The sequence below is a fragment of the Solibacillus sp. FSL R7-0682 genome (assembly GCF_038005985.1).
GTDB lineage: Bacteria > Bacillota > Bacilli > Bacillales_A > Planococcaceae > Solibacillus.
This window is the reverse complement of record NZ_JBBOUI010000001.1, coordinates 3,693,504-3,713,731: the sequence shown is the minus strand read 5'-3', so window position 1 is coordinate 3,713,731 and position 20,228 is coordinate 3,693,504. Positions and strand designations below refer to the sequence as shown.

The window sequence follows — 20,228 nt, the reverse complement described above, 5'->3', positions numbered from 1 at the left end:
GGAAATGGGAGGTTAAAGAATGCGTATTGCCGCTCAAGCAGTAGTAGGTTCCCTTTTGTTACATATTGTTTATGTTGTTATAGTGCTGGCTATTGGCTACATTCAAACGGTGAATTATCGACCTGAGTTCCTAGAAAATGTTACGGTATTGCAATCAGAAGTGGCATTTAGCTTTAGTGGATCCACCGTCACATTACTCAACTCTTTCATTTTTGTGACGCTAGTATTAGGGGCGATATTATTATTTAGAAAATCGAAAGCAGAGTAGCATAATAACTAGCATAAAAGGAGGAGAAGCGATGATTGAAGTGAAGGGACAATATACAGATGCCATCATTTACACGAATCAACCACAAGAAGTGGCGATTGGACAAATTGATGAGCTTGTTAATCAAGCTTTTATGTCTGGAACGAAGGTACGAATTATGCCAGATTACCATGCAGGTAAGGGGTGTGTCATTGGAACGACGATTGCGCTCAATGACCGAGTTGTCCCGAATTTAGTTGGTGTCGACGTAGGCTGTGGGGTACTTGTTACGGAAATAGGCAAACGGACGATTGATTTTCATCAGCTTGATGAGACGATTCGCCAATATGTTCCTAGTGGTAATGCAATTCATGAAGAAGTAGGAAGCACGCGTCAAACAGAACATTTTAATAATGAGGTATTTGTGGCGCGCGGCTTACAAAATGATTATACGAATCGCTCGCTAGGTACACTTGGCGGAGGTAATCATTTTATTGAGCTTGCGAAGGATGAGGTGGATACGTATTATTTGCTCATTCATACGGGCTCACGCTATGTCGGTGCAAAGGTAGCTAACTGGCATCAAAAGCGTGCATTTGAGTCATTACAACGGGAGGATTTAACAGAGAAAATTCAAACGTTAAAGAAGAAGGGGAAGCAACAGGAAATACAAGCACTGATTCAGCGTTTTAAGCAAGAAAATCCGATTGTACCAAAGGAACTTGCTTATTTAGAAGGTGAATTGTTTTTAGATTATATGGCAGATATGAAATTAGCGCAGCGTTTTGCGCATGAAAACCGAATGAAAATTGCGCAAATTATTTTAGAGCATATGAAATGGGACATTACGGCACAGTTTGATTCCGTGCACAACTATATTGATACGGATGCAATGATTTTACGAAAAGGGGCAGTTCGTGCAGCAAAGGATGAGCAGCTTGTTATACCAATGAATATGCGGGACGGTTCACTTATTTGTATCGGAAAAGGGAACGCAGATTGGAATGAGTCAGCTCCCCACGGTGCGGGACGTATATACTCCCGTTCAGCTGCGATGAAAAACTTATCGATGGATGTTAAACAGACGATGAGTGGTATTTGGACGACTTCAGTATCAGAGGAGACACTGGATGAAGCACCAATGGCTTACAAGCCAATGAAGGAAATTGTCGAGCAAATTGGTGAGACGGTATCGATTCAAAAGTATATATTACCGGTTTATAATTTCAAGGCGAGTGATAAATGGACGAAATAAGTTGCAGGTAGCGAGATGTTGCCTGTTTTTTTGCATATAAAAACCGGAAGTTTGCATCGTTTTTACGATGACAAATTCCCGGTATAAATTGAGTATTATTTAAATCAAAATACTAGTAAGCGCTCCAGCCTGTATCAGCGGCTAATACAACACCATTAATATAAGAAGATTCTTCGCTTGCTAAAAATAGTGCAATGTTTGCAATTTCAATTGGTTCAGCTGCACGAAGCATTGTTTGAACGCCACGTGTTGCTTGTTTTAATCCAAACATATCGAAGTTATCTACAGATTGTGTTAAACCTGTATTTACTTGAGCTGGGGCAATCGCATTACAACGTACGCCAAATTCGCCATAGTGGGATGCAATGTTTTTTGTCATCCCCGTTACAGCGTGTTTTGCGGCAGTATATGTTAAGCCACCACGACCACCTGTAATACCAGCCATCGATGAAAGGTTAATAATTACACCTGATTTTTGTTCCATATATACTGGTAATACTTTACGCGAGCTACGCATTACGCCACCAACGTTAATGTCCATTACACGATTCCAAATTGTATCGTCTACATTGTGTGCAGCTTGCATCATATCTAGTACACCTGCACAGTTTACTAAAATGTCAATGCGTCCGAATGTAGCCATTGTTTCATCAACCATTTTTTGTACATCTTCTTCAACAGCAACATTTACTTTGACACCGTGCGCTTCAAAGCCATTTGCTTTAAATTCTGCAACAGTTGCTTCTAACGCTTCTGCATTGAAGTCTGCTAAAACAACTTTAGCCCCTTCTTCTGTATAACGTGTAGCAATTTGCTTCCCGATACCGTTTGCACCGCCAGTAATTAATGCGATTTTATTATCTAAACGACCCATATAATTAACCTCCCAATTTAAAACATTTTTCACACTTGATTGTAAACCCTTTCACAATGGTTTACAAGTAAACTATCTTGTTATAAAAAGAGTTTGAACACTTTTAGTCATATATCAAAAATACATGTTTTATACATCGACTGTTTCATTGAGTTTCCTATAAAAGCGCTTAAAATGGGGATGTAGGGAGGCAAAATAAAATGAATGAACATGAACTACATGAATTTCTTTCTTTATATAAAAATGAAACAGAGCAGACGGATGCTTGGTATGATAATCGTTTGAAAGAGGCTATGGAGCCACACTTTGAGCTTACAACTGAGGAATTAGTATTTGGTACACGGGTTGCATGGCGTAATAGTAATAAGTGTATTGGTAGGTTATTTTGGAATAGCCTACATGTTTTTGATCGACGTCATTTACAAAGTGAGCAAGAAATTTTTGAAGCATTGCTGGAGCATATTGATTTTGCAACGAATCAGGGGAAAATCCGTCCTACCATTTCCATTTTTGAACAAAATCGTGTACGCATTTGGAACCATCAATTAATTCGTTATGCTGGCTATGAAACGAACGAGGGGATTGTTGGTGATTCGGATTCAATTGCCTTTACGAAAGCGTGTGAAGCGCTTGGCTGGAAGGGTGCGAGAACGAATTTTGATGTGCTACCGCTCGTTATTCAAATCGATCATAATGAACCTAAACTTTTTGAAGTTCCAAAAAAGCACGTTTTAGAAGTAGACATTGAGCATCCAACGTCAGATTTTTCGAGCCTACAAATGAAATGGTATGCGGTGCCGATTATTTCGAGTATGCAAGTTACAATCGGTGGAATTGAATTTCAAGCGGCACCATTTAATGGCTGGTATATGGGGACTGAAATTGGTGCGAGAAACCTGGCCGATGAAGATCGCTATAATTGTTTGCCGAAAGTTGCTGAAATTTTTAAGCTTGATACGGCGACAAATACGACATTATGGAAGGACCGTGCACTTGTTGAGTTAAATGTAGCCGTCCTACATTCCTATAAAAAGAAAGGTGTGAGTATTGTCGATCATCATACAGCAGTACAACAATTTCAGTTGTTTCAAAAACAGGAATCGATGGCAAATCGCCCTGTAACAGGTAACTGGGTGTGGCTTATTCCCCCTCTTTCACCAGCGACGACCTCGATTTATCATACACCGATCGACAATACTATTCGAAAGCCTAATTATTTCTATCAGCAACAGCCTTATACAAAATAACCAAAAGCGCATGGCTCGATTAAACGAGCATGCGCTTTTCACATCATCTCTTATTTAAAATCAGTTCGATTAATTCTTCGCGATCGATTAAATACACATCATTAATGTCTGCTAATTTTTCAGCTTGCCTTGTAAAATGACTGTTTGTTACAACCCAAGCCTCGGTTGCATCGTACATTCTCACAGCGCCGATAATTTCTTGTACGGCTTTGACACCGACAGTGCTTGAATAGCGCTTTGCTTGTACGGCAATGATGTCCTCACCATCTTTTAATATAAGGTCTGCTCCGTAATCGCCACTTGTAGCAGTGTAGCTTACTTTAAAACCACGGCGCTTAAATAGCTCACCTAAAAAGCGTTCAAAATCCTCTCCGCTCATTGCATCCACTTCACGGATACCAGATTTGCGAAGTTTGACGGTTTTGCGTGATTTCAACCATATTTTAAACAATAGCTTTAGTGCGAAATAAAGAATAATACCAATGCCGATACCCTCTAACGTTTCGCTGAAATACCACCCAGCAGCGCCAGCTAATCCGATGAAAAGCAACGTGAAAAACGGTAACTTCTTCTTTTTTCGTCGATGTCGTTTACGCAACTTCTATATACTCCTTTAATACGTTGTTTGAGAAGGTGTCCTCAAACCTTAGTATACCACAAATGAGTACATACGTTTGGTTTATACGTATTGTTTTTTGGCACTAATAAAGGATGCGACAAATAATAGTCCGGATACAATTAAAAATATAGCAATAGGCATCGTCCAGCTATTCGTTACATCGTGTACAAAGCCAAATAAAACAGGTCCAACTGCCGCTATTAAATAGCCGATTGATTGGGCAAAACCAGAAAGGTCTGCCGCTTCAAATGCTGTTTCTGTACGTAATGTGAAAAACATCAGTACAAGTCCAAATGAAGCGCCACCAGCAAAGCCTAAAAAGACCATCCATAAAACTGCTAAGCTCGTCCATTCCATTAAAACCCCTGTAAAGCCAATGAAATAGAAAACTGTAAAGAGGACGACAATCGGACGTTGTGATTGTAGTTTTCCTGCAATTATTGGAATGATAAATGTTAATGGAATTTGTGATAATTGCATAATCGATCCCATCCATCCAGCACGTTGTGCATTCATTCCTTGGCTAATGAAAATATCAGGAAGCCAAGCAGATGAGCAGTAAAAAATAAGTGATTGAAAACCCATCGCAGCAGCAATTGCCCAAGCAAGTGGGGACTTCCACATTTGCTTTTTTGGTGCGTTTGTTTGAGCAAATTTCATTTCCACTTTGGAATCCTTTAAAATTGGAACCCAGATGATAAGTGTTAGCAATCCTAAAATAAGAGAAAATCCAAGTGCAAACTCCCAACCAACAGATGATGCTATCGGATGGCTAAAACCAGCTGCAAGTCCTGCAGAAATATTCATCGAAACGGAATAAATGCCAGTTAATAGACCGATATGTAATGGATATTTCAATTTAAAATAACTAGGGATAAGTACATTTCCAAAAGCAATTGCTACGCCGATAAGGACCGTTCCGATAAGTAAGGTTGATGTAGCTCCTAATGAACGGAATAGGATGCCAATGCATAACAGTACAACCGAGTAAAATAATGTCCACTCCATACCTAATTTTCGAGCAATACGAGCGGCAAACGGAGAAACAATAGCAAATGCAAGCAATGGAATCGTTGTTAAAAAGCCAGCCAATACATTTGAAATGCTAAGATCATCACGGATGAATTCGATAATAGGACCGACAACCGTAAGTGGCGTACGTAGTGTAGTAGCAAATAAGAAAATTGCGATAATAAAGAGTAAAATCGATTGATTTGATGATAATTTTTTGTTTTGGTAAAGTGGTCGTTCAAGGTCCATGGGAGCACTCCTTTTTTTATAATTACAGTTATTCTATCAAAGAAAAATAATTAAATGAATTCTCTAAAAAAACAGAATAATTCAAAGGCGTTGCGGTCAAAAAAATGTTATGTTAGACTTTAAAGCGTTGTTTCAAAATTATATATACATTACCTCATGCTTTTAATGGGGTAGAGGTCGCAAACATTAAGATTAGTATAGCGGAGATTGAGAGAATCGGTGAAGCTTTATGAAAGGAATGGTTGCCGAAGTGTTATTTTTCTCTCAAAGAATAATGCTGGGGCTGTCTCCGAAAGGAACAGAACTGTCACATGTGTAAGCATGTGTTGAGCTATCTTTCAAGTTTGATGAGGTGTTTTATTGGAGCCGTCACATAACTTGTGGCGGCTTTTCGTTATTTAACACCCAACAAACTTTAAAACAAAGGAGAATCTTCATGAGTGAAAATAAAATAGATCAGCATAATACACAAAACGGGCTGAAAAAAGGACTAAAAAGTCGTCATATTACGATGATTTCGTTAGGTGGTACGATCGGTACAGGGTTGTTTTTAGCTTCTGGTGGCGCAATTGCGCAAGCAGGTCCTGGTGGTGCGTTACTAGCCTACGCTTTAATCGGTGTCATGGTGTACTTTTTAATGACATCACTAGGTGAAATGGCAGCGTACATGCCAACATCTGGTTCATTTAGTACGTACGCAACAAAGTTTGTTGACCCAGCGTTAGGCTTTGCGCTTGGCTGGAATTATTGGTACAACTGGGCAATTACAATTGCTGCAGAAATTGCCGCGGTTTCATTAATTATGAAATACTGGTTCCCAGATAGCTCATCGTTAACGTGGACAATTTTATTTATTGTCGTTGTATTAACATTTAACTTATTATCGGTCAAAGCGTTTGGTGAAGGGGAATATTGGTTTGCGATGATTAAAGTCGGAACAGTTATCATCTTCATCATCGTGAGTATTTTAATGATTTTCGGACTTTTAGGCGGCAACGATCCTGTCGGTTTTAAAAACTTCTTTGAAGGGGATGCACCATTTAATGGTGGCTTCCTAGCGATGTTCGGTATTTTCTTAGCAGCAGGCTTTTCATTCCAAGGAACAGAAATGCTCGGGGTGACGGCTGGTGAAACAGATGATCCAGCGAAAAACATTCCAAAGGCGGTACGTTCAGTATTCTGGCGTATTTTACTTTTCTACATTTTTGCAATTGGTGCAATCGGATTATTAATTCCGTACACAGATTCACGTTTATTATCAGAAGATATTGCAACGAGTCCATTTACACTCGTATTTGAAAACTTAGGCATTGCGTTTGCAGCTTCTGTGATGAACGCTATCATTTTAACGGCTATGCTTTCTGCTGGTAACTCAGGTCTTTATGCGGCAAGCCGTATGCTATTCCAACTAGCAGTAGAAGGGAAAGCTCCAAAGTTCTTTACAAAAGTGAGCAAGCGCGGTATCCCGATTTATGCGTTACTTGCAACGTTAGCTGTTGGTTCATTAGCATTTTTAGCATCATTCTTTGGAGATGGTGTTGTATACATTTGGTTATTAAATGCATCAGGTATGTCCGGCTTTATCGCTTGGTTAGGTATTGCGATTAGTCATTATCGCTTCCGCCGTGCGTATGTTGCGCAAGGATATTCATTAAGCGATTTACCATATGTATCAAAGTTTTTCCCATTCGGTCCAGTCTTCGCCTTCGTATTATGTATGATCGTCGTTTTAGGACAAAACTATATGGCGTTTATAGGAGATACAATTGATTGGTATGGCGTAGTAGTATCTTACATCGGCTTACCACTATTTGCTGCTTTATGGATTGGCTATAAAGTAAAACATAAAACGAAAGTTGTTCCATTATCTGAATGTGATCTTTCAAATGATTAATAGAAACGGCTGTGCGGAAAGCTTTTGACTTTTTGTACAGCCGTTTTTAACTTTTATAGAAAATGAAATTATACTTATTTATCGCTTTGAATTAACTTCATTGCACTGAAACCAAGGCATAGATGGTAGTTTAGGAGTATAATAGGGGAGTATTTAATTTGCAACCGAATACATGTGAAGGAAGTGATTATAATGCCTATCTCAACAGGCTTTTATAAAAAAATCTATCAGTGGATGATGAACGAAGAAAAAAATGAGGCTGTATTTCGACCATTTATTTCGAATGGAAATCCATATAAATCGCGTGTTTTTTTAGTTAGCTCTAATGCTTTACCGTTGTTTAAAGTACAGGAAAATAAAGAGCAACTATTTGCAGAAGCGCTTATTGACCGAGCTCTATTCATGCAATTGTATGATGATGAAGTGATGACAGCTTCCCGGGAGTTTAAAGGGTCGTTGCAATTTGAACAGTGGCTATTACAGCATAATGAAGCGCTCATCATGACCTCCTTAAATGCCTATCAGCTAGCTAATGCTGAAGAGGTGAAACGTGTGAAAAAGGAAGATACAGTGAACTTTACACGTGGCCATAAAGTATTTCATGAAGTATTAATGGAGTTTCAGCCAGAAATTATCATACTGCAAGGAAAAGTTGCATTTACACAATTTAAAACGGTCTATGCCGAAAAACTCACTATTTATAATCCTTCAATAACAAAAGTGCCAGTGTTAGAAGAGGAAGGACCATTTGCAGAGCTTCAATATGATAATGGGAAAAAGGCGCATGTCTTTGTGGCACGCAGTATGAGCTACTTTGGAAAAGACGGCACTACATTCGAACGATTGAAGAGAAAAATAATGGGAATTCTTTAAAAAAGTGTGAAAAACCGAACGTTCTAATGATTGATATCACTAAAAACGTTAAATTTCCGAAAAATAAGAATAATTTTATTATTTAGAGGTTATTGCATTTCAAATTTTACATGCTTATAATTGGAACATTCACATAACGATATTAAATAAATATACTCATATAATAGCAAGGATAAGGCTTGCAAGTTTCTACCGATTCACCGTAAAGGAATCGACTATGGGTGAAGCAAACGAACGAATGTCGGTCAATTATTACTATGTATTTTTGACGACATTTTGTTAATTCTTTTGACGATTACTCGGAAGACTTGCTCCACTCATATTGAGGGGCAAGCCTTCCGAGTTTTTTTATTGAGTTGTAATAGAAGGGGGCCTCTTTAGCGATGAAGCTGTTAAGAGAAAAAATTGAACGTGAAGGACAAGTACTATCTGATGAGGTGCTGAAAGTAGATTCATTTTTGAATCACCAAATTGACCCAATGCTTATGAAAGAAATTGGTGAGGAATTCGCCAACCGCTTTTCAGATCAGGTCATTACGAAAGTCTTAACGATCGAATCTTCAGGCATTGCACCAGCAACATTTTTAGGTTTAACGCTTGGTGCACCAGTAGTCTTTGCACGTAAACGTAAATCATTAACATTGACAGACAATCTTTATACATCAAGCGTTCACTCATTTACAAAAAACGAAACAAATGAAATTTCAGTATCTAATAAATTTTTGTCAGCTGATGACAATGTAGTAATTATTGATGATTTCTTAGCAAATGGCGAAGCGTTAAAAGGATTAGTAGATATCGCAAACCAAGCGGGGGCAACGATTGTTGGAGCAGGTATTGTTATTGAGAAGGGCTTCCAACAGGGCGGTAAAGTAATGCGTGAGCAAGGATTGCGAATTGAATCATTAGCAAATATTAAATCATTAGCAAACGGCAAAGTAGAGTTTTTTGATTAAAAAGTAAGTTAGTTCTAAACATGTAATAAATCTCATCTTGAGTAAACATAACTGGAGGAAGACTTTTTATGAATAACACAAAAGCAACAATGCTTGGTATTCAGCATCTACTTGCGATGTATGCAGGAGCGATTTTAGTTCCATTAATTATCGGTGGCGCACTAGGCTTTAGCACAGCCCAAATGACATACTTGGTCGCAATTGATATTTTCATGTGTGGTGTGGCGACATTACTGCAAGTTTGGAAAGGGAAATTTATCGGGATCGGTTTACCAGTCGTTTTAGGCTGTACTTTCACGGCAGTTAGCCCAATTATCGCTATCGGCTCATCTGGTGGACTTGGGGATATTTACGGGGCAATTATCGTATCAGGTTTAATCATTGTCTTAATCGGTGGCTTATTCGGAAAACTTATTCCGTTTTTCCCACCCGTTGTTACAGGTTCAGTTGTCACAATAATTGGAGTAAGTTTAATTCCAGTGGCGATAAACAATATGGGTGGCGGTCAAGGTGCTGCTGATTTTGCATCCACTTCAAACGTAGCATTAGCGTTTATTACATTATTAATAATTTTAGTAATTTACCGATTCACAGTAGGCTTTGTTCGTTCGATTTCAATCTTATTAGGTTTAGTATTTGGTACTGTAATCGGTATCTTTATGGATAAAGTGAACTTCACTCCTGTAGTAGAGGCTTCTTGGCTACACATTATGCAGCCGTTCTACTTAGCAACACCAACCTTTAACGCATCAGCCATTTTAACAATGACACTAGTGGCAATGGTTTCTTTAGTAGAATCTACGGGTGTATATTATGCTTTAAGTGATATTTGTAAAAAGAATTTAACTTCAAAAGATTTATCGAAAGGGTACCGTGCAGAAGGTTTAGCATCAATTATCGGTGGTATTTTCAACGCATTCCCTTATACAACATTTTCTCAAAACGTAGGCTTAATCCAAATGTCAGGCGTACGTGATCGTAAAGTGATTTACATTACAGGTGGTATGCTTGTTGCACTTGGTTTCTTACCAAAATTAGCAGCATTAACAACAATCATTCCAACTTCAGTACTTGGGGCAGCAATGCTTGCGATGTTCGGTATGGTAATTACACAAGGTATTCGCATGTTAGCACCAGAGATTATGAAGTCAATGGAAAATGCAATGGTAGCAGCAGTAGCAGTTGGTTTAGGTGTCGGCGTTGCAGTTGTTCCAGGCTTATTTGCGAATATGCCAGAAACATTATCAATCTTAACTTCAAATGGGATCGTTGCTGGTTCGGTAACAGCGATTGTGTTGAACATTTTATTTAACATGATTGGTCCGAAACGTAAAGATCCGATGCATGTGGAGTAAGTTCTTAGAAAAATAGTTTAATAACTTTCATTAAGATACCCCACATATTTTGATGAAAAGAATGTTGTCACCTACTTTTATCTATTGATTTAGATTTGAGGAGGTGGCATTTTTTTATGCGGAAAAAGGGCTATTTAATGAGGGATGATTTAAATGATGATATGGAATCTCTTACTTTACTGCAGGCTTATGACTATTTTTATTCAGCGAAAAAGGCTGAAAATATTCGAGAAAGTTAATTATTGATCACTAACACCATTCAGACACTTTTAGAAAAAAGGAACTCGCTTATTTGTGACCTAGACCAAGATATTTATACAGAATTAGATAAGAATTATTTCATGGATGGCTATGTTAACAAAGAAGGTAATTTTCAGAAAAATAAGGAATCAAAGAATAAGAATTTGCATAATGATTATGAGTTTAGATGTATTGACAAGGAAACGCGACTGCTTGAAAACTTAATTGATAAATGTAATAATAATACAAATTATCTTCCCAATTATCCTCATCAAATTCAATTGTAAGGGAGCGTAATAAACCACATCACCCTTAGAATAAATAGATAACTCGTTATAATACCAAATCCGTCACTAAATCCTTCTCTTATCATCAGCTATATGAATATACTTTGTAATTGCTGTTGATTTTGAAACATTAAATGCCATTTCAAGTTTTGTGAGCAAACTCGAGAGGAGTCCCCCTATTTTGACGATGTTCAAGTAAGGGTGATACGTGAAAATGAATGAATTCTTTGTGGAGTAGTAAAAATTCGACGCTTTTACTAGTACATGCTTTAGTGCTCGCGTTACTATTTGCAGGTTGCGTCTATGCGCATGAAATCAATTATGTAAATCGTGAGGTTTTCACATTGGAGGAGCAGGATCTCACATTTCTTTCCTAACAATCCCATACGACTATATACGAATTTGCATCACGTAAAAAAGTACACGCGCCATTGATTCACTTATTTTGAATTTGAAAGAAATCGAATATGTAACAGGCTTTATTTTGAATAACTAAACGAGGTATTAGTAAGGGGTGGGAAAAATGGACATTATGTATACCGTTTTTGCGGGAATATTCGGATTGGTTTTCGGTTCCTTTTATAATGTAGTAGGCTTACGCGTACCGTTAAAAAAATCGATTGTGACATCACCATCTCGCTGCGGTAGCTGTAATCGTCGTTTACAGGCAATCGATCTTATACCTGTTTTCTCCTACTTGTTGCTAAGAGGGGAATGCCGGACATGTGGAGCAAAGGTGTCGCCAATCTATGCCATAACGGAACTGGCAACGGGCTTGCTCTTTGCTTTAGCGATGTGGCGCTTTGGCTTATCATGGGAGCTGGCTGTAGCCTTTGTCTTTATTTCATTATTAGTCATTATTAATGTGACAGACATCGCTTACATGCTCATTCCGAACAAAATATTATTGTTCTTCTTGCCACTTCTAATTATCGCAAGGATCTTATCGCCACTTGAGCCATGGTGGGATAGCCTTGTTGGGGGTGTTTTAGGATTTTCGTTATTGTTACTCATTGCTGTCATTTCGAAAGGTGGCATGGGTGGAGGGGATATTAAGCTGTTCTTCTTAATCGGGCTTGTGCTTGGAGCAGTGCAAACATTATTGACGTTATTTTTAGCTTCCTTCATTGGGATGATCGCCGGCTTCATAATACTTAAAATACGAGGGCAAGGACGAAAAACACCTGTACCCTTTGGACCTTCCATTACGATTGCCGCCATCATTGTTTATTTTTATGGAGAGCAGATTATTAATAGTTATGTAAGTTTATTATAATCGAACAAAGGCGCTTTACTTTAGTAAAATTGCCTTTAAAAGTAGTGTTATTATTATTTAAACAATCCTCATAAGGGCTAAACAAAGGAGCAATCATTTTGATAACGGGACTCATTCATCATATCGAAATCAATGTATCGAATTTAAAGAAGACCGTTGAATTTTGGACTTGGTTTTTAGAAGAACTTGGCTATGAACAATTTCAAAAATGGGACGGAGGGCAAAGCTGGCAATTAGCAAATACATATATCGTGTTTGTACAAACAAGTGAAAAATATCTTCCTATTCCTTACCATAGAAGTAGCGTAGGTTTAAATCACATAGCATTTCACGCAGAGTCGCAAAAACAAGTGGACAATATTACAGTTCAATTGGAGAATAAAGGCATGACGGTTTTATATAAAGATCGCCATCCTTATGCAGGTGGTAAAAACCATTATGCTGTGTTTTTTGAGGATCCTGACAGAATTAAGGTTGAACTTGTAGCTCCAACAGATAGTAATTAATTAAAAAGCTCAAAACGTTGTCTTAACAGCGTTTTGAGCTTTTTTGAAGTAGGCTTTATTTATTAAACGGACTAATTATCGATCTTTATTAAAAGATGACAATTCCCGCACGACTTGTTCAAATGGGTGATTCGAAGGCAATTCTTTCGTTGCAATGTCAATCACCTTTTCCTTTGAATCTGCCAGTATTAAAATCCGGTACTCACCAAAGTCTTTGTAATATGCATCGGCCTCGATGATGGCCGATTGACTCTCGGATTCATGTTCAAGAAAGGCGACAACGATTTCATAACCATCTTTCATGAGCTCAATTTTCTTCAAAACATACACAACCTTCCTATGTTCTCCCAGCCTTATCTAGAGGCGTTCATAAACATAGGGTAGGTTATATATAAAATTTTATCCCTTCCGTTATTCGGCGTTTGGATAAATCATTGTTTTCGGATCTACGTAGCGATCGAATTCATCTTCTGTTAAAAGACCGGTTGCAATGGCTGCTTCTTTTAACGTGGTACCTTCCTTATGGGCTTTTTTCGCAATTTTCGCCGCATTTTCATAACCGATATACGGATTTAAAGCAGTCACAAGCATTAATGAATTTTTTAAATTCGCATCGAGCACTTCCATATTTGGTTCAATCCCAACTGCACAATTATCATTGAATGACTTCATTGCATCTGCAAGCAGGCGAGCAGATTGTAGGAAGTTGTATATAATCACTGGCTTGAATACATTTAACTCAAAGTTCCCTTGAGAAGCAGCGAAGGCAATGGTTGCATCGTTTCCGATTACTTGTGTAACGACCATTGTTAATGCTTCACTTTGTGTTGGGTTTACTTTCCCTGGCATAATCGATGATCCTGGCTCGTTTTCTGGAATTGTAATTTCGCCAATACCAGAGCGTGGACCACTTGCTAACCAACGCACGTCATTGGCGATTTTCATGAGGTCTGCTGCTAATGCCTTTAAGGCACCGTGTGCAGCTACAATTTCATCATGGCTCGTTAACGCATGGAATTTATTTTCCGCAGAAGTAAAATCCTTGCCTGTTAATTTGCTAATTTCTTTCGCTGTGCGGTCACCAAATTCGGGATGAGCATTAATTCCTGTTCCAACAGCTGTTCCGCCGATTGCTAATTCCTTCATGAACTGTGTGTTTACCATAATCATTTTTTCACACTTTAATAGCATATGGTGCCAGCCGCCAATTTCCTGTCCTAAAGTGAGTGGCGTTGCGTCTTGTAGATGTGTACGACCGATTTTAATAATGTCATTAAAGGCAATTGCTTTTTCTTTCAATGTTTGCTGTAAAAGTTGAAGACGTGGCATTAAATAATTTTCCACAATTTCCACTGCAGCAATGTGTAGCGCAGTTGGGAATGTGTCATTTGAACTTTGTGATTTATTGACATCGTCATTTGGATGAACTTTTTCATCTGAACCTTGTGCTGCTAGTTTTTCATTAGCTAAATAGGCGATTGTTTCATTGACGTTCATATTTGTTTGTGTTCCGCTTCCTGTTTGCCATACAACAAGAGGGAAATGATCGTCCCATTTTCCTGCGATAATTTCATCTGCGGCTTCAACGATAGCTTTTGTTTTCTCTTCGGATAATTTGCCTAAGCCATTGTTCGCGAGTGCGGCTGATTTTTTTAAAGTAGCCATTGCGCGGATAATTTCGATTGGCATTTTTTCTGTGCCGATTTCAAAATTTTCCTTACTACGTTGTGTTTGTGCACCCCAAATTTTATCAGCAGGTACGCGAACTTCACCTAATGTGTCTTTTTCAATACGATAATCCAATCTAAACAACTCCTTTAGTATATGTATACCCAGTTTTGTGCTTTGATATATGAAAAAATGGCAAACCGTGTGAGGGATTTGCCATTTTTTCAGCAGACAGGAAAAGGTTTTTCCTACGTTGCATAAGAAAGGCACTGAAAGTGTCTTTCTACTATGAGTAAAGTAATTAATTGAGTTTCGAACCAGAACTGGGGGGAACGGTATCGAAAGTTGTTAAAAACTAAGATGTCTTCCTTACACCGATAATGATAATCCTTATCAATTAGAATGTCAATTATTTAATTAAAAAAATTTTCTAAAAACAAACAACACCTAATTCACCGGGGCCTTTGCGGTGGATTAGGCGTTGCTATAGTCGGTATTCAATGAATGTCACCTCTTAATTTAAATAATTTTTACATAAAAGTCACGGCCATTCGTTAACTCTAAAATCTCGATGCCTTTTTCACGCTTATAGTAGTCTGAAATAATATTCGCTAAACCAGTGTAACCATTTAGTAGAGTACCTGCTTTAATTTCCTTGGCGATATTATGAAATTCAAAATAGGTTAACGTATCATCATTCATTCCATTTAAGATCGCTTCCATGTCTGCAAAGGGGACGTGGATCCCGCGTGTATATCGACACTCTCGCTTATACGTATGATGCGGAATATTTATTGGTTTTTCTTCCTTAATCATTGTAATTTGATTCATAAGTTGTCCTCCCTATAGTACAAATAAGTATTAGTATGATTATATCTATTATAACAAAAAATGCTATTAAGTAATCTGAAAATTTATTTAATTTAGAATTCAATTGAAGTTTTTATGGGTAATTTACCAATCATCTCCTCTCGCTAATTCCTCAGCAACTGTTTGTAAATCATAAGCATTGATTGTGAAAAGCTTGTAATCGTCATGCTGCTCTTTGTATTTTTGAATTAAACGATGCACATATTTTGGTGAGCCTTCATTTTCATCATCATATACAAGTAGCGCGCCGTCGGTATTATCAATAATAAATTTATCCTTTTCGATAAATTGCCAAGGAGCCTCGTACGGCCGTTTTGTGACGCTCGTTACAAAATCGGCTTTCCCCAATATATGCATGTAAGTAGTCTGTTTATGCTCATTCCAATTTTTTTCTTGCTCTAAAAATGGGGTAATTATGGAATACTTTAAAGTTGGATATTCGGACTTTAAATTGAGCACCACTTCTACTGCCCACGTCTCAACACCTTGCTGTCCACTAATCACGACCCATTGTAAGCCGTCATCAAGGAGTACACGTAACTGCTGTTCAATGGCAGTTTTTATAATCGCTATGCCAGGGTGCTTATCATTGAATATACCGAGTTCATGTGGGCGATAGCCAGTAATATAGATGGATTTCATGTGAATGACCTACCTTTGTAAGTTGAAGATTTTTATAGAATAATGGATAGATGAAGGGGATGTAAGAAAGGTAAAATTGCTCTTTCATACATCCCCTTTAATTTTATTTTACATAATCGGACGGAATTTTTTCTGCACCGAAAATTTGAAGGTTGACTTTATTGAAATACCGCTTTTATTTGCTCAATTGCCCAGTCTAAATCCTCTTTTGAAATAATAAGTGGTGGGGCAAAGCGGATCACAGTATCATGTGTTTCTTTGCACAGCAGTTTTCGCTCCGCAAGCTTTTCACAGTATGGGCGAGCTGCTTCATGTAGCTCAAGACCGATGAAAAGACCGCGACCACGAACCTCTTTTATCGCTGGATGGTTAATTGCTTCAAGCTGTTGTTTGAAATAGTTACCGAGCTCTAGTGAACGGGCTGTTAAATTTTCTTCCTCTAGTACATCTAAAGCTGCGATTGAAACGGCACAGGCGATAGGATTTCCACCAAATGTCGAGCCGTGAGAGCCAGGGTTAAAGACGCCAAGAATATCATCATTGGCAACGACAGCAGAAATAGGGAATACGCCCCCACCAAGTGCCTTTCCTAAAATTAATACGTCAGGTTCAATGTTTTCCCATTCATAAGCAAATAGCTTTCCAGTACGCGAAAGACCTGTTTGAATTTCATCCGCAATAAATAACACGTTATGTTCCTTACAAAGCTCAAAGGCTGCTTTTATGAAGCCCTCTGGCGGTAAAATAATACCCGCTTCACCTTGTATAGGCTCTACAATGAAGGCTGCAGTATTCGGAGTAATTGCCGCCTTTAACGCATCGATATCACCGTACGGAACTAATATAAAGCCTGGTAGCATAGGACCGAAGCCACGTTTATATTCCGCTTCGGAAGATAACGAAACAGCTCCCATCGTACGTCCATGGAAATTTCCATTACAGCCGATAATTTGCGCTTGATCTGTTGGGATTCCCTTTACTTCATAGCCCCATCGACGCGCTGTTTTTATCGCTGTTTCAACGGCTTCAGCACCTGTATTCATTGGGAGCACCATGTTTTTCCCTGTTAGCTTAAATAATTTTTCGTACCAAACACCTAATGTTGCACTATGAAAGGCACGCGATGTTAACGTCACTAAATCAGCTTGATCTTTTAACGCTTGAATAATTTTCGGATGACGATGACCTTGGTTTAAGGCGGAGTATGCCGAAAGCATATCCATATAACGATTTCCTTCAGGGTCCATTACCCAAACACCTTCTGCTTTTTCAATAACGATTGGTAGCGGATGATAGTTATGAGCTCCGAATTTTTCTGTTTGATCGATAACTTGCTGTGATCTCGTTGTCATGATGAAATCCTCCTTAGTAAAAATCATTTACTTATTCAATAGGAATTAATAGGGAAATCAAAAACAGTAAGAATAAGCAGCACCAACTTAAATAGTAGACGGCTTCTTCCAAATTAATGTTAACAGAATACCGATTACTAACACAACTGTTGCAAAATAATATGGATAGTTAATATCAATATCAAAGAGGATACCACCTAAAATTGGTCCGAAGATATTTGCTAAGCTTGTAAACATCGAGTTCATGCCACCAACAAAACCTTGCTCATTTCCCGCAATTTTTGAGAGGTAGCTTGTAACAGCCGGTCGGAACATGTCAAAGCCGACGAAGACGATACAAGTAACAAGTAAAATGGCAAAGTAAGAGCTCACAACGGTCATTAAAAACACTAAAGCGCCAGATAAAATGAGGCTATAACGAATTAATTTAATTTCGCCCCAGCGTTGCGCTAAACGGTCAAATAATGCAACCTGTGCAATAGCTCCGAAAATCGCACCTCCTGTAATAATGATTGCAATATCATAATGGTCAAAGCCAAATTTATGATCAACAAATAGGCTAAAGAATGACTCAAAAGCTGCAAGTCCAAATGACGCAACAAAAATTAATACAAAGGCAATAAAATACATTGGTGCAAAGATACGTTTAAAGCCCGACTTTTGGTCAGGTGCCTGTTCTACATTTTCAGCATTACGCTCAGGTTCACTTAGTAATAAGATTGATAGAATCGCGGCGATTGTACCAAGGGCCCCAGCAAAGAAGAATGGCACACGCGTACCGAAATCTGCTAGGAATCCACCAATACCAGGACCGATAATAAAGCCTGTGCTAATCGCAGCAGACATATAGCCTAATGCTTTAGGACGTGTATCCATTGTCGTAATGTCTGCGATAAATGCGGTAACTGCTGGCATAATGAATGCCGCACTAATCCCACCTAAAATACGAGAAATAAATAACACTTCTATTGTTGTTCCAATACCAAATAAAAATTCTGAGAATCCGAAAATAAATAATCCGAGCACGATCATAATTTTACGACCATATTTATCAACCGCTTTACCAGCAAGCGGAGAAACAATTAGTTGAGCAATGGCAAAGGCTGCTGTTAAATAACCGACTATTTTTCCAGTCAAACCTAATTCATTCATTAACGTAGGAAGTACGGGTATAACTAAACCAATTCCTAAAAAGGCAATGAAAAGGTTAAGTAACAGTAATCCTAATGTAATTTTGTAGTCCTTCATTGTTGATTTTCTCCTTATTTTATGTTGAACGTAACTATTAGCCGGTAGGAAAGAATCATTTGCCACCGACATAAGAAAGGACACCACCTAGAGCAGTTCGCATAGGAGTGCCTTTCAACGTCACTTTCTAACATAAACCCTATAGTAACTAGAGAGTCAATGGTTTCTCCTTTTATTATTTTAGTAAAGTTGTTACAGCAATTGTACTTTTAGATCAACGATAAATTCGTCCTCTTTATTCGGTGAATAATTAGAAGGCATAAAAATTTCATAGACGTATGGCGCTACATGTAAATGATTATCTTCTATATAAGTGTATAGTTTTTGGTACTGCTTTAAATAGGCTTCCTTTGTAAAGATAAAAGCAATGCAAACATAACGTCCAGCAGGAATTGTCGTTACATCCATATCAGCCGGAAGCTTCGCGAAATATCGCTTCGTTAAGAGGGGAGTAAAGATATGACTATAATGAATGTCATCCAATGAGTCCGATTTTACGAAAGGGTAGATACATCCATAGCGGCTACTTAAAAAGCTGTTTTCCATTTCAAGGGTTTTCATTAGCGAGCTATAGTATGTATTTGGAATATAGTTTGGCGTTAAATCCTTCGTTTGAATCGTTAAAATTCGCTCCTCTTCTTCTGTTTTAATATATACTTCATTAATCACATTAATCGCTAGCTGCTCTTCCATTTGTTTTTTCGTTTTAAAGAGGCTTTGCTGAATATCGTATAGTTGATTAATACGGCTTTCAATAACCGACTCTTGCTGCACTAAAAAGGCTAATAATTGTGCAGGGGTAAATTGCTGTGCAGCTTTAATTTCCTCTAAAGATGTGCCGATAAATTTTAACGATTTAATAATATCTAAATAATATAATTGTGATTCTTTATAGTAACGGTAGTTTGATTTTTGATCGACATGGGATGGCTTAAATAAGTCGATTTGATCGTAATAACGTAATGTTTGAATTGAGATGTTTGTTAGCTTGGCCACTTCGCCAATCGAATAATATTTTTCTTCCATAGGAAAGCTCCTTTATGATTACCACAGCATAGGCTTATCTACCATTAGCCAAAGTAAAATCCCCATAAGTAAAATGTATTGATAGGTTGCAGTTTTGACCATTTTTATAAAGCGTATTTTTGTGAATTCATCGCTTTGTGCGAATGCCATGGAAGGCTTGAAGGCACGTGCCATAAAGAGTAGTGAGCAAAGCATGATGACGATTGTTGCGAGTATCCAAAATGATGAAAAGGACCAGCCTCCGAACCAAATAAGTAAAAGTCCGGTTGGTACTAAAACATGCCCACCATTTGCGACTGCACGGAGCACGCCTTGAATGGCAATGACGTAGCTTTGCAATTGATCATCGGGTGCCTTTTCCATGCGATTTAATAATGGGAAAATGCCAAACAATGGTCCAGTTGCAATAATCGCACTTAAAATGTGTAAATAAAGCGTTAATGTATAAAGCAATAAAATCCCTCGCTAAATGTTTAAAGTTATATAAAGTTTAACATGTTATGGCGTTATACATGAAAAAAAGTAAGCCATGT

The 20,228-nt window shown here is 38.1% G+C and carries 21 protein-coding genes and 2 riboswitches; of the genes, 10 read left to right on the top strand and 11 right to left on the bottom strand.

Going from position 1 to position 20,228, the window contains the following annotated elements:
- Positions 1 to 19 precede the first annotated feature (19 nt).
- Both MKZ17_RS18650 and MKZ17_RS18645 read left to right on the top strand, forming a co-directional pair.
- Complete coding sequence (locus MKZ17_RS18650) at positions 20 to 268, top strand: hypothetical protein (RefSeq protein WP_340725224.1); 249 nt, start codon at positions 20 to 22, stop codon at positions 266 to 268.
- A gap of 31 nt (positions 269 to 299) precedes the next feature.
- Positions 300 to 1,502 (top strand): RtcB family protein, encoded by a 1,203-nt coding sequence (locus tag MKZ17_RS18645; RefSeq protein ID WP_340725223.1) that lies wholly within the window; start codon positions 300 to 302, stop codon positions 1,500 to 1,502.
- A 112-nt stretch (positions 1,503 to 1,614) separates the two neighbouring features.
- Here MKZ17_RS18645 and MKZ17_RS18640 read toward each other — a convergent pair whose 3' ends face one another.
- Entirely contained in the window at positions 1,615 to 2,376 is a 762-nt protein-coding gene (locus tag MKZ17_RS18640; RefSeq protein WP_340725222.1) for an SDR family oxidoreductase, read from the bottom strand.
- 200 nt (positions 2,377 to 2,576) lie between these two features.
- On the opposite strand from MKZ17_RS18640, the gene MKZ17_RS18635 reads away from it, so the two are divergent.
- Positions 2,577 to 3,623, top strand: a complete 1,047-nt coding sequence (locus tag MKZ17_RS18635) for a nitric oxide synthase oxygenase (RefSeq protein ID WP_340725221.1) — start codon at positions 2,577 to 2,579, stop codon at positions 3,621 to 3,623.
- 43 nt (positions 3,624 to 3,666) lie between these two features.
- Here the strand turns inward: MKZ17_RS18635 and MKZ17_RS18630 are convergent, their stop codons facing one another.
- Both MKZ17_RS18630 and MKZ17_RS18625 read right to left on the bottom strand, forming a co-directional pair.
- Entirely contained in the window at positions 3,667 to 4,221 is a 555-nt protein-coding gene (locus tag MKZ17_RS18630) for a restriction endonuclease (protein WP_340725220.1), read from the bottom strand.
- Between the two features lie 81 nt (positions 4,222 to 4,302).
- Positions 4,303 to 5,502, bottom strand: a complete 1,200-nt coding sequence (locus MKZ17_RS18625; protein WP_340725219.1) for a CynX/NimT family MFS transporter — start codon at positions 5,500 to 5,502, stop codon at positions 4,303 to 4,305.
- A gap of 163 nt (positions 5,503 to 5,665) precedes the next feature.
- Positions 5,666 to 5,844: riboswitch (Lysine riboswitch) on the top strand.
- A 94-nt stretch (positions 5,845 to 5,938) separates the two neighbouring features.
- On the opposite strand from MKZ17_RS18625, the gene MKZ17_RS18620 reads away from it, so the two are divergent.
- From MKZ17_RS18620 to MKZ17_RS18590, 7 genes are all read left to right on the top strand, one after another.
- A complete protein-coding gene (locus MKZ17_RS18620) occupies positions 5,939 to 7,396 on the top strand; it encodes an amino acid permease (protein WP_340725218.1) in 1,458 nt (485 codons plus the stop codon).
- 192 nt (positions 7,397 to 7,588) lie between these two features.
- Entirely contained in the window at positions 7,589 to 8,269 is a 681-nt protein-coding gene (locus MKZ17_RS18615; protein ID WP_340725217.1) for an RNA 2'-phosphotransferase, read from the top strand.
- 136 nt (positions 8,270 to 8,405) lie between these two features.
- Positions 8,406 to 8,507, top strand: a riboswitch (purine riboswitch).
- A gap of 145 nt (positions 8,508 to 8,652) precedes the next feature.
- Positions 8,653 to 9,225 carry a xanthine phosphoribosyltransferase gene (locus MKZ17_RS18610; RefSeq protein ID WP_340725216.1) on the top strand — a complete coding sequence of 191 codons (573 nt, stop codon included), beginning with the start codon at positions 8,653 to 8,655 and terminating at the stop codon, positions 9,223 to 9,225.
- Positions 9,226 to 9,293: 68 nt separating this feature from the next.
- Positions 9,294 to 10,580 carry a nucleobase:cation symporter-2 family protein gene (locus tag MKZ17_RS18605; RefSeq protein WP_340725215.1) on the top strand — a complete coding sequence of 429 codons (1,287 nt, stop codon included), beginning with the start codon at positions 9,294 to 9,296 and terminating at the stop codon, positions 10,578 to 10,580.
- Positions 10,581 to 10,696: 116 nt separating this feature from the next.
- A complete protein-coding gene (locus tag MKZ17_RS18600) occupies positions 10,697 to 10,819 on the top strand; it encodes a hypothetical protein (protein ID WP_340725214.1) in 123 nt (40 codons plus the stop codon).
- 811 nt (positions 10,820 to 11,630) lie between these two features.
- Complete coding sequence (locus tag MKZ17_RS18595) at positions 11,631 to 12,383, top strand: prepilin peptidase (RefSeq protein ID WP_340725213.1); 753 nt, start codon at positions 11,631 to 11,633, stop codon at positions 12,381 to 12,383.
- Between the two features lie 98 nt (positions 12,384 to 12,481).
- The gene (locus MKZ17_RS18590; protein WP_340725212.1) at positions 12,482 to 12,889 is read left to right on the top strand and encodes a VOC family protein; all 408 of its coding nucleotides are present in this window, start codon (positions 12,482 to 12,484) and stop codon (positions 12,887 to 12,889) included.
- 75 nt (positions 12,890 to 12,964) lie between these two features.
- Here the strand turns inward: MKZ17_RS18590 and MKZ17_RS18585 are convergent, their stop codons facing one another.
- The 8 genes from MKZ17_RS18585 to MKZ17_RS18550 all read right to left on the bottom strand — a co-directional run bounded on the left by MKZ17_RS18585 (position 12,965) and on the right by MKZ17_RS18550 (position 20,148).
- Positions 12,965 to 13,219 (bottom strand): hypothetical protein, encoded by a 255-nt coding sequence (locus MKZ17_RS18585; protein WP_340725211.1) that lies wholly within the window; start codon positions 13,217 to 13,219, stop codon positions 12,965 to 12,967.
- Between the two features lie 81 nt (positions 13,220 to 13,300).
- Positions 13,301 to 14,692, bottom strand: coding sequence for a class II fumarate hydratase (gene fumC, locus MKZ17_RS18580; protein ID WP_340725210.1), 1,392 nt, complete (start codon positions 14,690 to 14,692; stop codon positions 13,301 to 13,303).
- Positions 14,693 to 15,076: 384 nt separating this feature from the next.
- Complete coding sequence (locus MKZ17_RS18575; protein ID WP_340725209.1) at positions 15,077 to 15,388, bottom strand: hypothetical protein; 312 nt, start codon at positions 15,386 to 15,388, stop codon at positions 15,077 to 15,079.
- 123 nt (positions 15,389 to 15,511) lie between these two features.
- A complete protein-coding gene (locus MKZ17_RS18570) occupies positions 15,512 to 16,069 on the bottom strand; it encodes a DUF1273 domain-containing protein (protein ID WP_340725208.1) in 558 nt (185 codons plus the stop codon).
- A gap of 158 nt (positions 16,070 to 16,227) precedes the next feature.
- The gene (locus tag MKZ17_RS18565; RefSeq protein WP_340725207.1) at positions 16,228 to 17,421 is read right to left on the bottom strand and encodes an ornithine--oxo-acid transaminase; all 1,194 of its coding nucleotides are present in this window, start codon (positions 17,419 to 17,421) and stop codon (positions 16,228 to 16,230) included.
- Between the two features lie 87 nt (positions 17,422 to 17,508).
- Positions 17,509 to 18,669 carry an MFS transporter gene (locus MKZ17_RS18560; protein ID WP_340725206.1) on the bottom strand — a complete coding sequence of 387 codons (1,161 nt, stop codon included), beginning with the start codon at positions 18,667 to 18,669 and terminating at the stop codon, positions 17,509 to 17,511.
- A gap of 192 nt (positions 18,670 to 18,861) precedes the next feature.
- On the bottom strand, positions 18,862 to 19,695 hold the full coding sequence (locus tag MKZ17_RS18555; protein WP_340725205.1) for a MerR family transcriptional regulator: 834 nt from the start codon (positions 19,693 to 19,695) through the stop codon (positions 18,862 to 18,864).
- Between the two features lie 18 nt (positions 19,696 to 19,713).
- The gene (locus tag MKZ17_RS18550; RefSeq protein ID WP_340725204.1) at positions 19,714 to 20,148 is read right to left on the bottom strand and encodes a hypothetical protein; all 435 of its coding nucleotides are present in this window, start codon (positions 20,146 to 20,148) and stop codon (positions 19,714 to 19,716) included.
- Positions 20,149 to 20,228: the final 80 nt, after the last annotated feature.

Coding starts and splice junctions, on each gene's coding strand:
- MKZ17_RS18645 (WP_340725223.1), top strand. CDS start 300: ATGATTGAAGTGAAGGGACAATATACAGATGCCATCATTTACACGAAT.
- MKZ17_RS18610 (WP_340725216.1), top strand. CDS start 8,653: ATGAAGCTGTTAAGAGAAAAAATTGAACGTGAAGGACAAGTACTATCT.
- MKZ17_RS18625 (WP_340725219.1), bottom strand. CDS start 5,502: ATGGACCTTGAACGACCACTTTACCAAAACAAAAAATTATCATCAAAT.
- MKZ17_RS18620 (WP_340725218.1), top strand. CDS start 5,939: ATGAGTGAAAATAAAATAGATCAGCATAATACACAAAACGGGCTGAAA.
- MKZ17_RS18615 (WP_340725217.1), top strand. CDS start 7,589: ATGCCTATCTCAACAGGCTTTTATAAAAAAATCTATCAGTGGATGATG.
- MKZ17_RS18650 (WP_340725224.1), top strand. CDS start 20: ATGCGTATTGCCGCTCAAGCAGTAGTAGGTTCCCTTTTGTTACATATT.
- MKZ17_RS18605 (WP_340725215.1), top strand. CDS start 9,294: ATGAATAACACAAAAGCAACAATGCTTGGTATTCAGCATCTACTTGCG.
- MKZ17_RS18575 (WP_340725209.1), bottom strand. CDS start 15,388: ATGAATCAAATTACAATGATTAAGGAAGAAAAACCAATAAATATTCCG.
- MKZ17_RS18640 (WP_340725222.1), bottom strand. CDS start 2,376: ATGGGTCGTTTAGATAATAAAATCGCATTAATTACTGGCGGTGCAAAC.
- MKZ17_RS18560 (WP_340725206.1), bottom strand. CDS start 18,669: ATGAAGGACTACAAAATTACATTAGGATTACTGTTACTTAACCTTTTC.
- MKZ17_RS18600 (WP_340725214.1), top strand. CDS start 10,697: ATGCGGAAAAAGGGCTATTTAATGAGGGATGATTTAAATGATGATATG.
- MKZ17_RS18565 (WP_340725207.1), bottom strand. CDS start 17,421: ATGACAACGAGATCACAGCAAGTTATCGATCAAACAGAAAAATTCGGA.
- MKZ17_RS18555 (WP_340725205.1), bottom strand. CDS start 19,695: ATGGAAGAAAAATATTATTCGATTGGCGAAGTGGCCAAGCTAACAAAC.
- MKZ17_RS18595 (WP_340725213.1), top strand. CDS start 11,631: ATGGACATTATGTATACCGTTTTTGCGGGAATATTCGGATTGGTTTTC.
- MKZ17_RS18570 (WP_340725208.1), bottom strand. CDS start 16,069: ATGAAATCCATCTATATTACTGGCTATCGCCCACATGAACTCGGTATA.
- MKZ17_RS18635 (WP_340725221.1), top strand. CDS start 2,577: ATGAATGAACATGAACTACATGAATTTCTTTCTTTATATAAAAATGAA.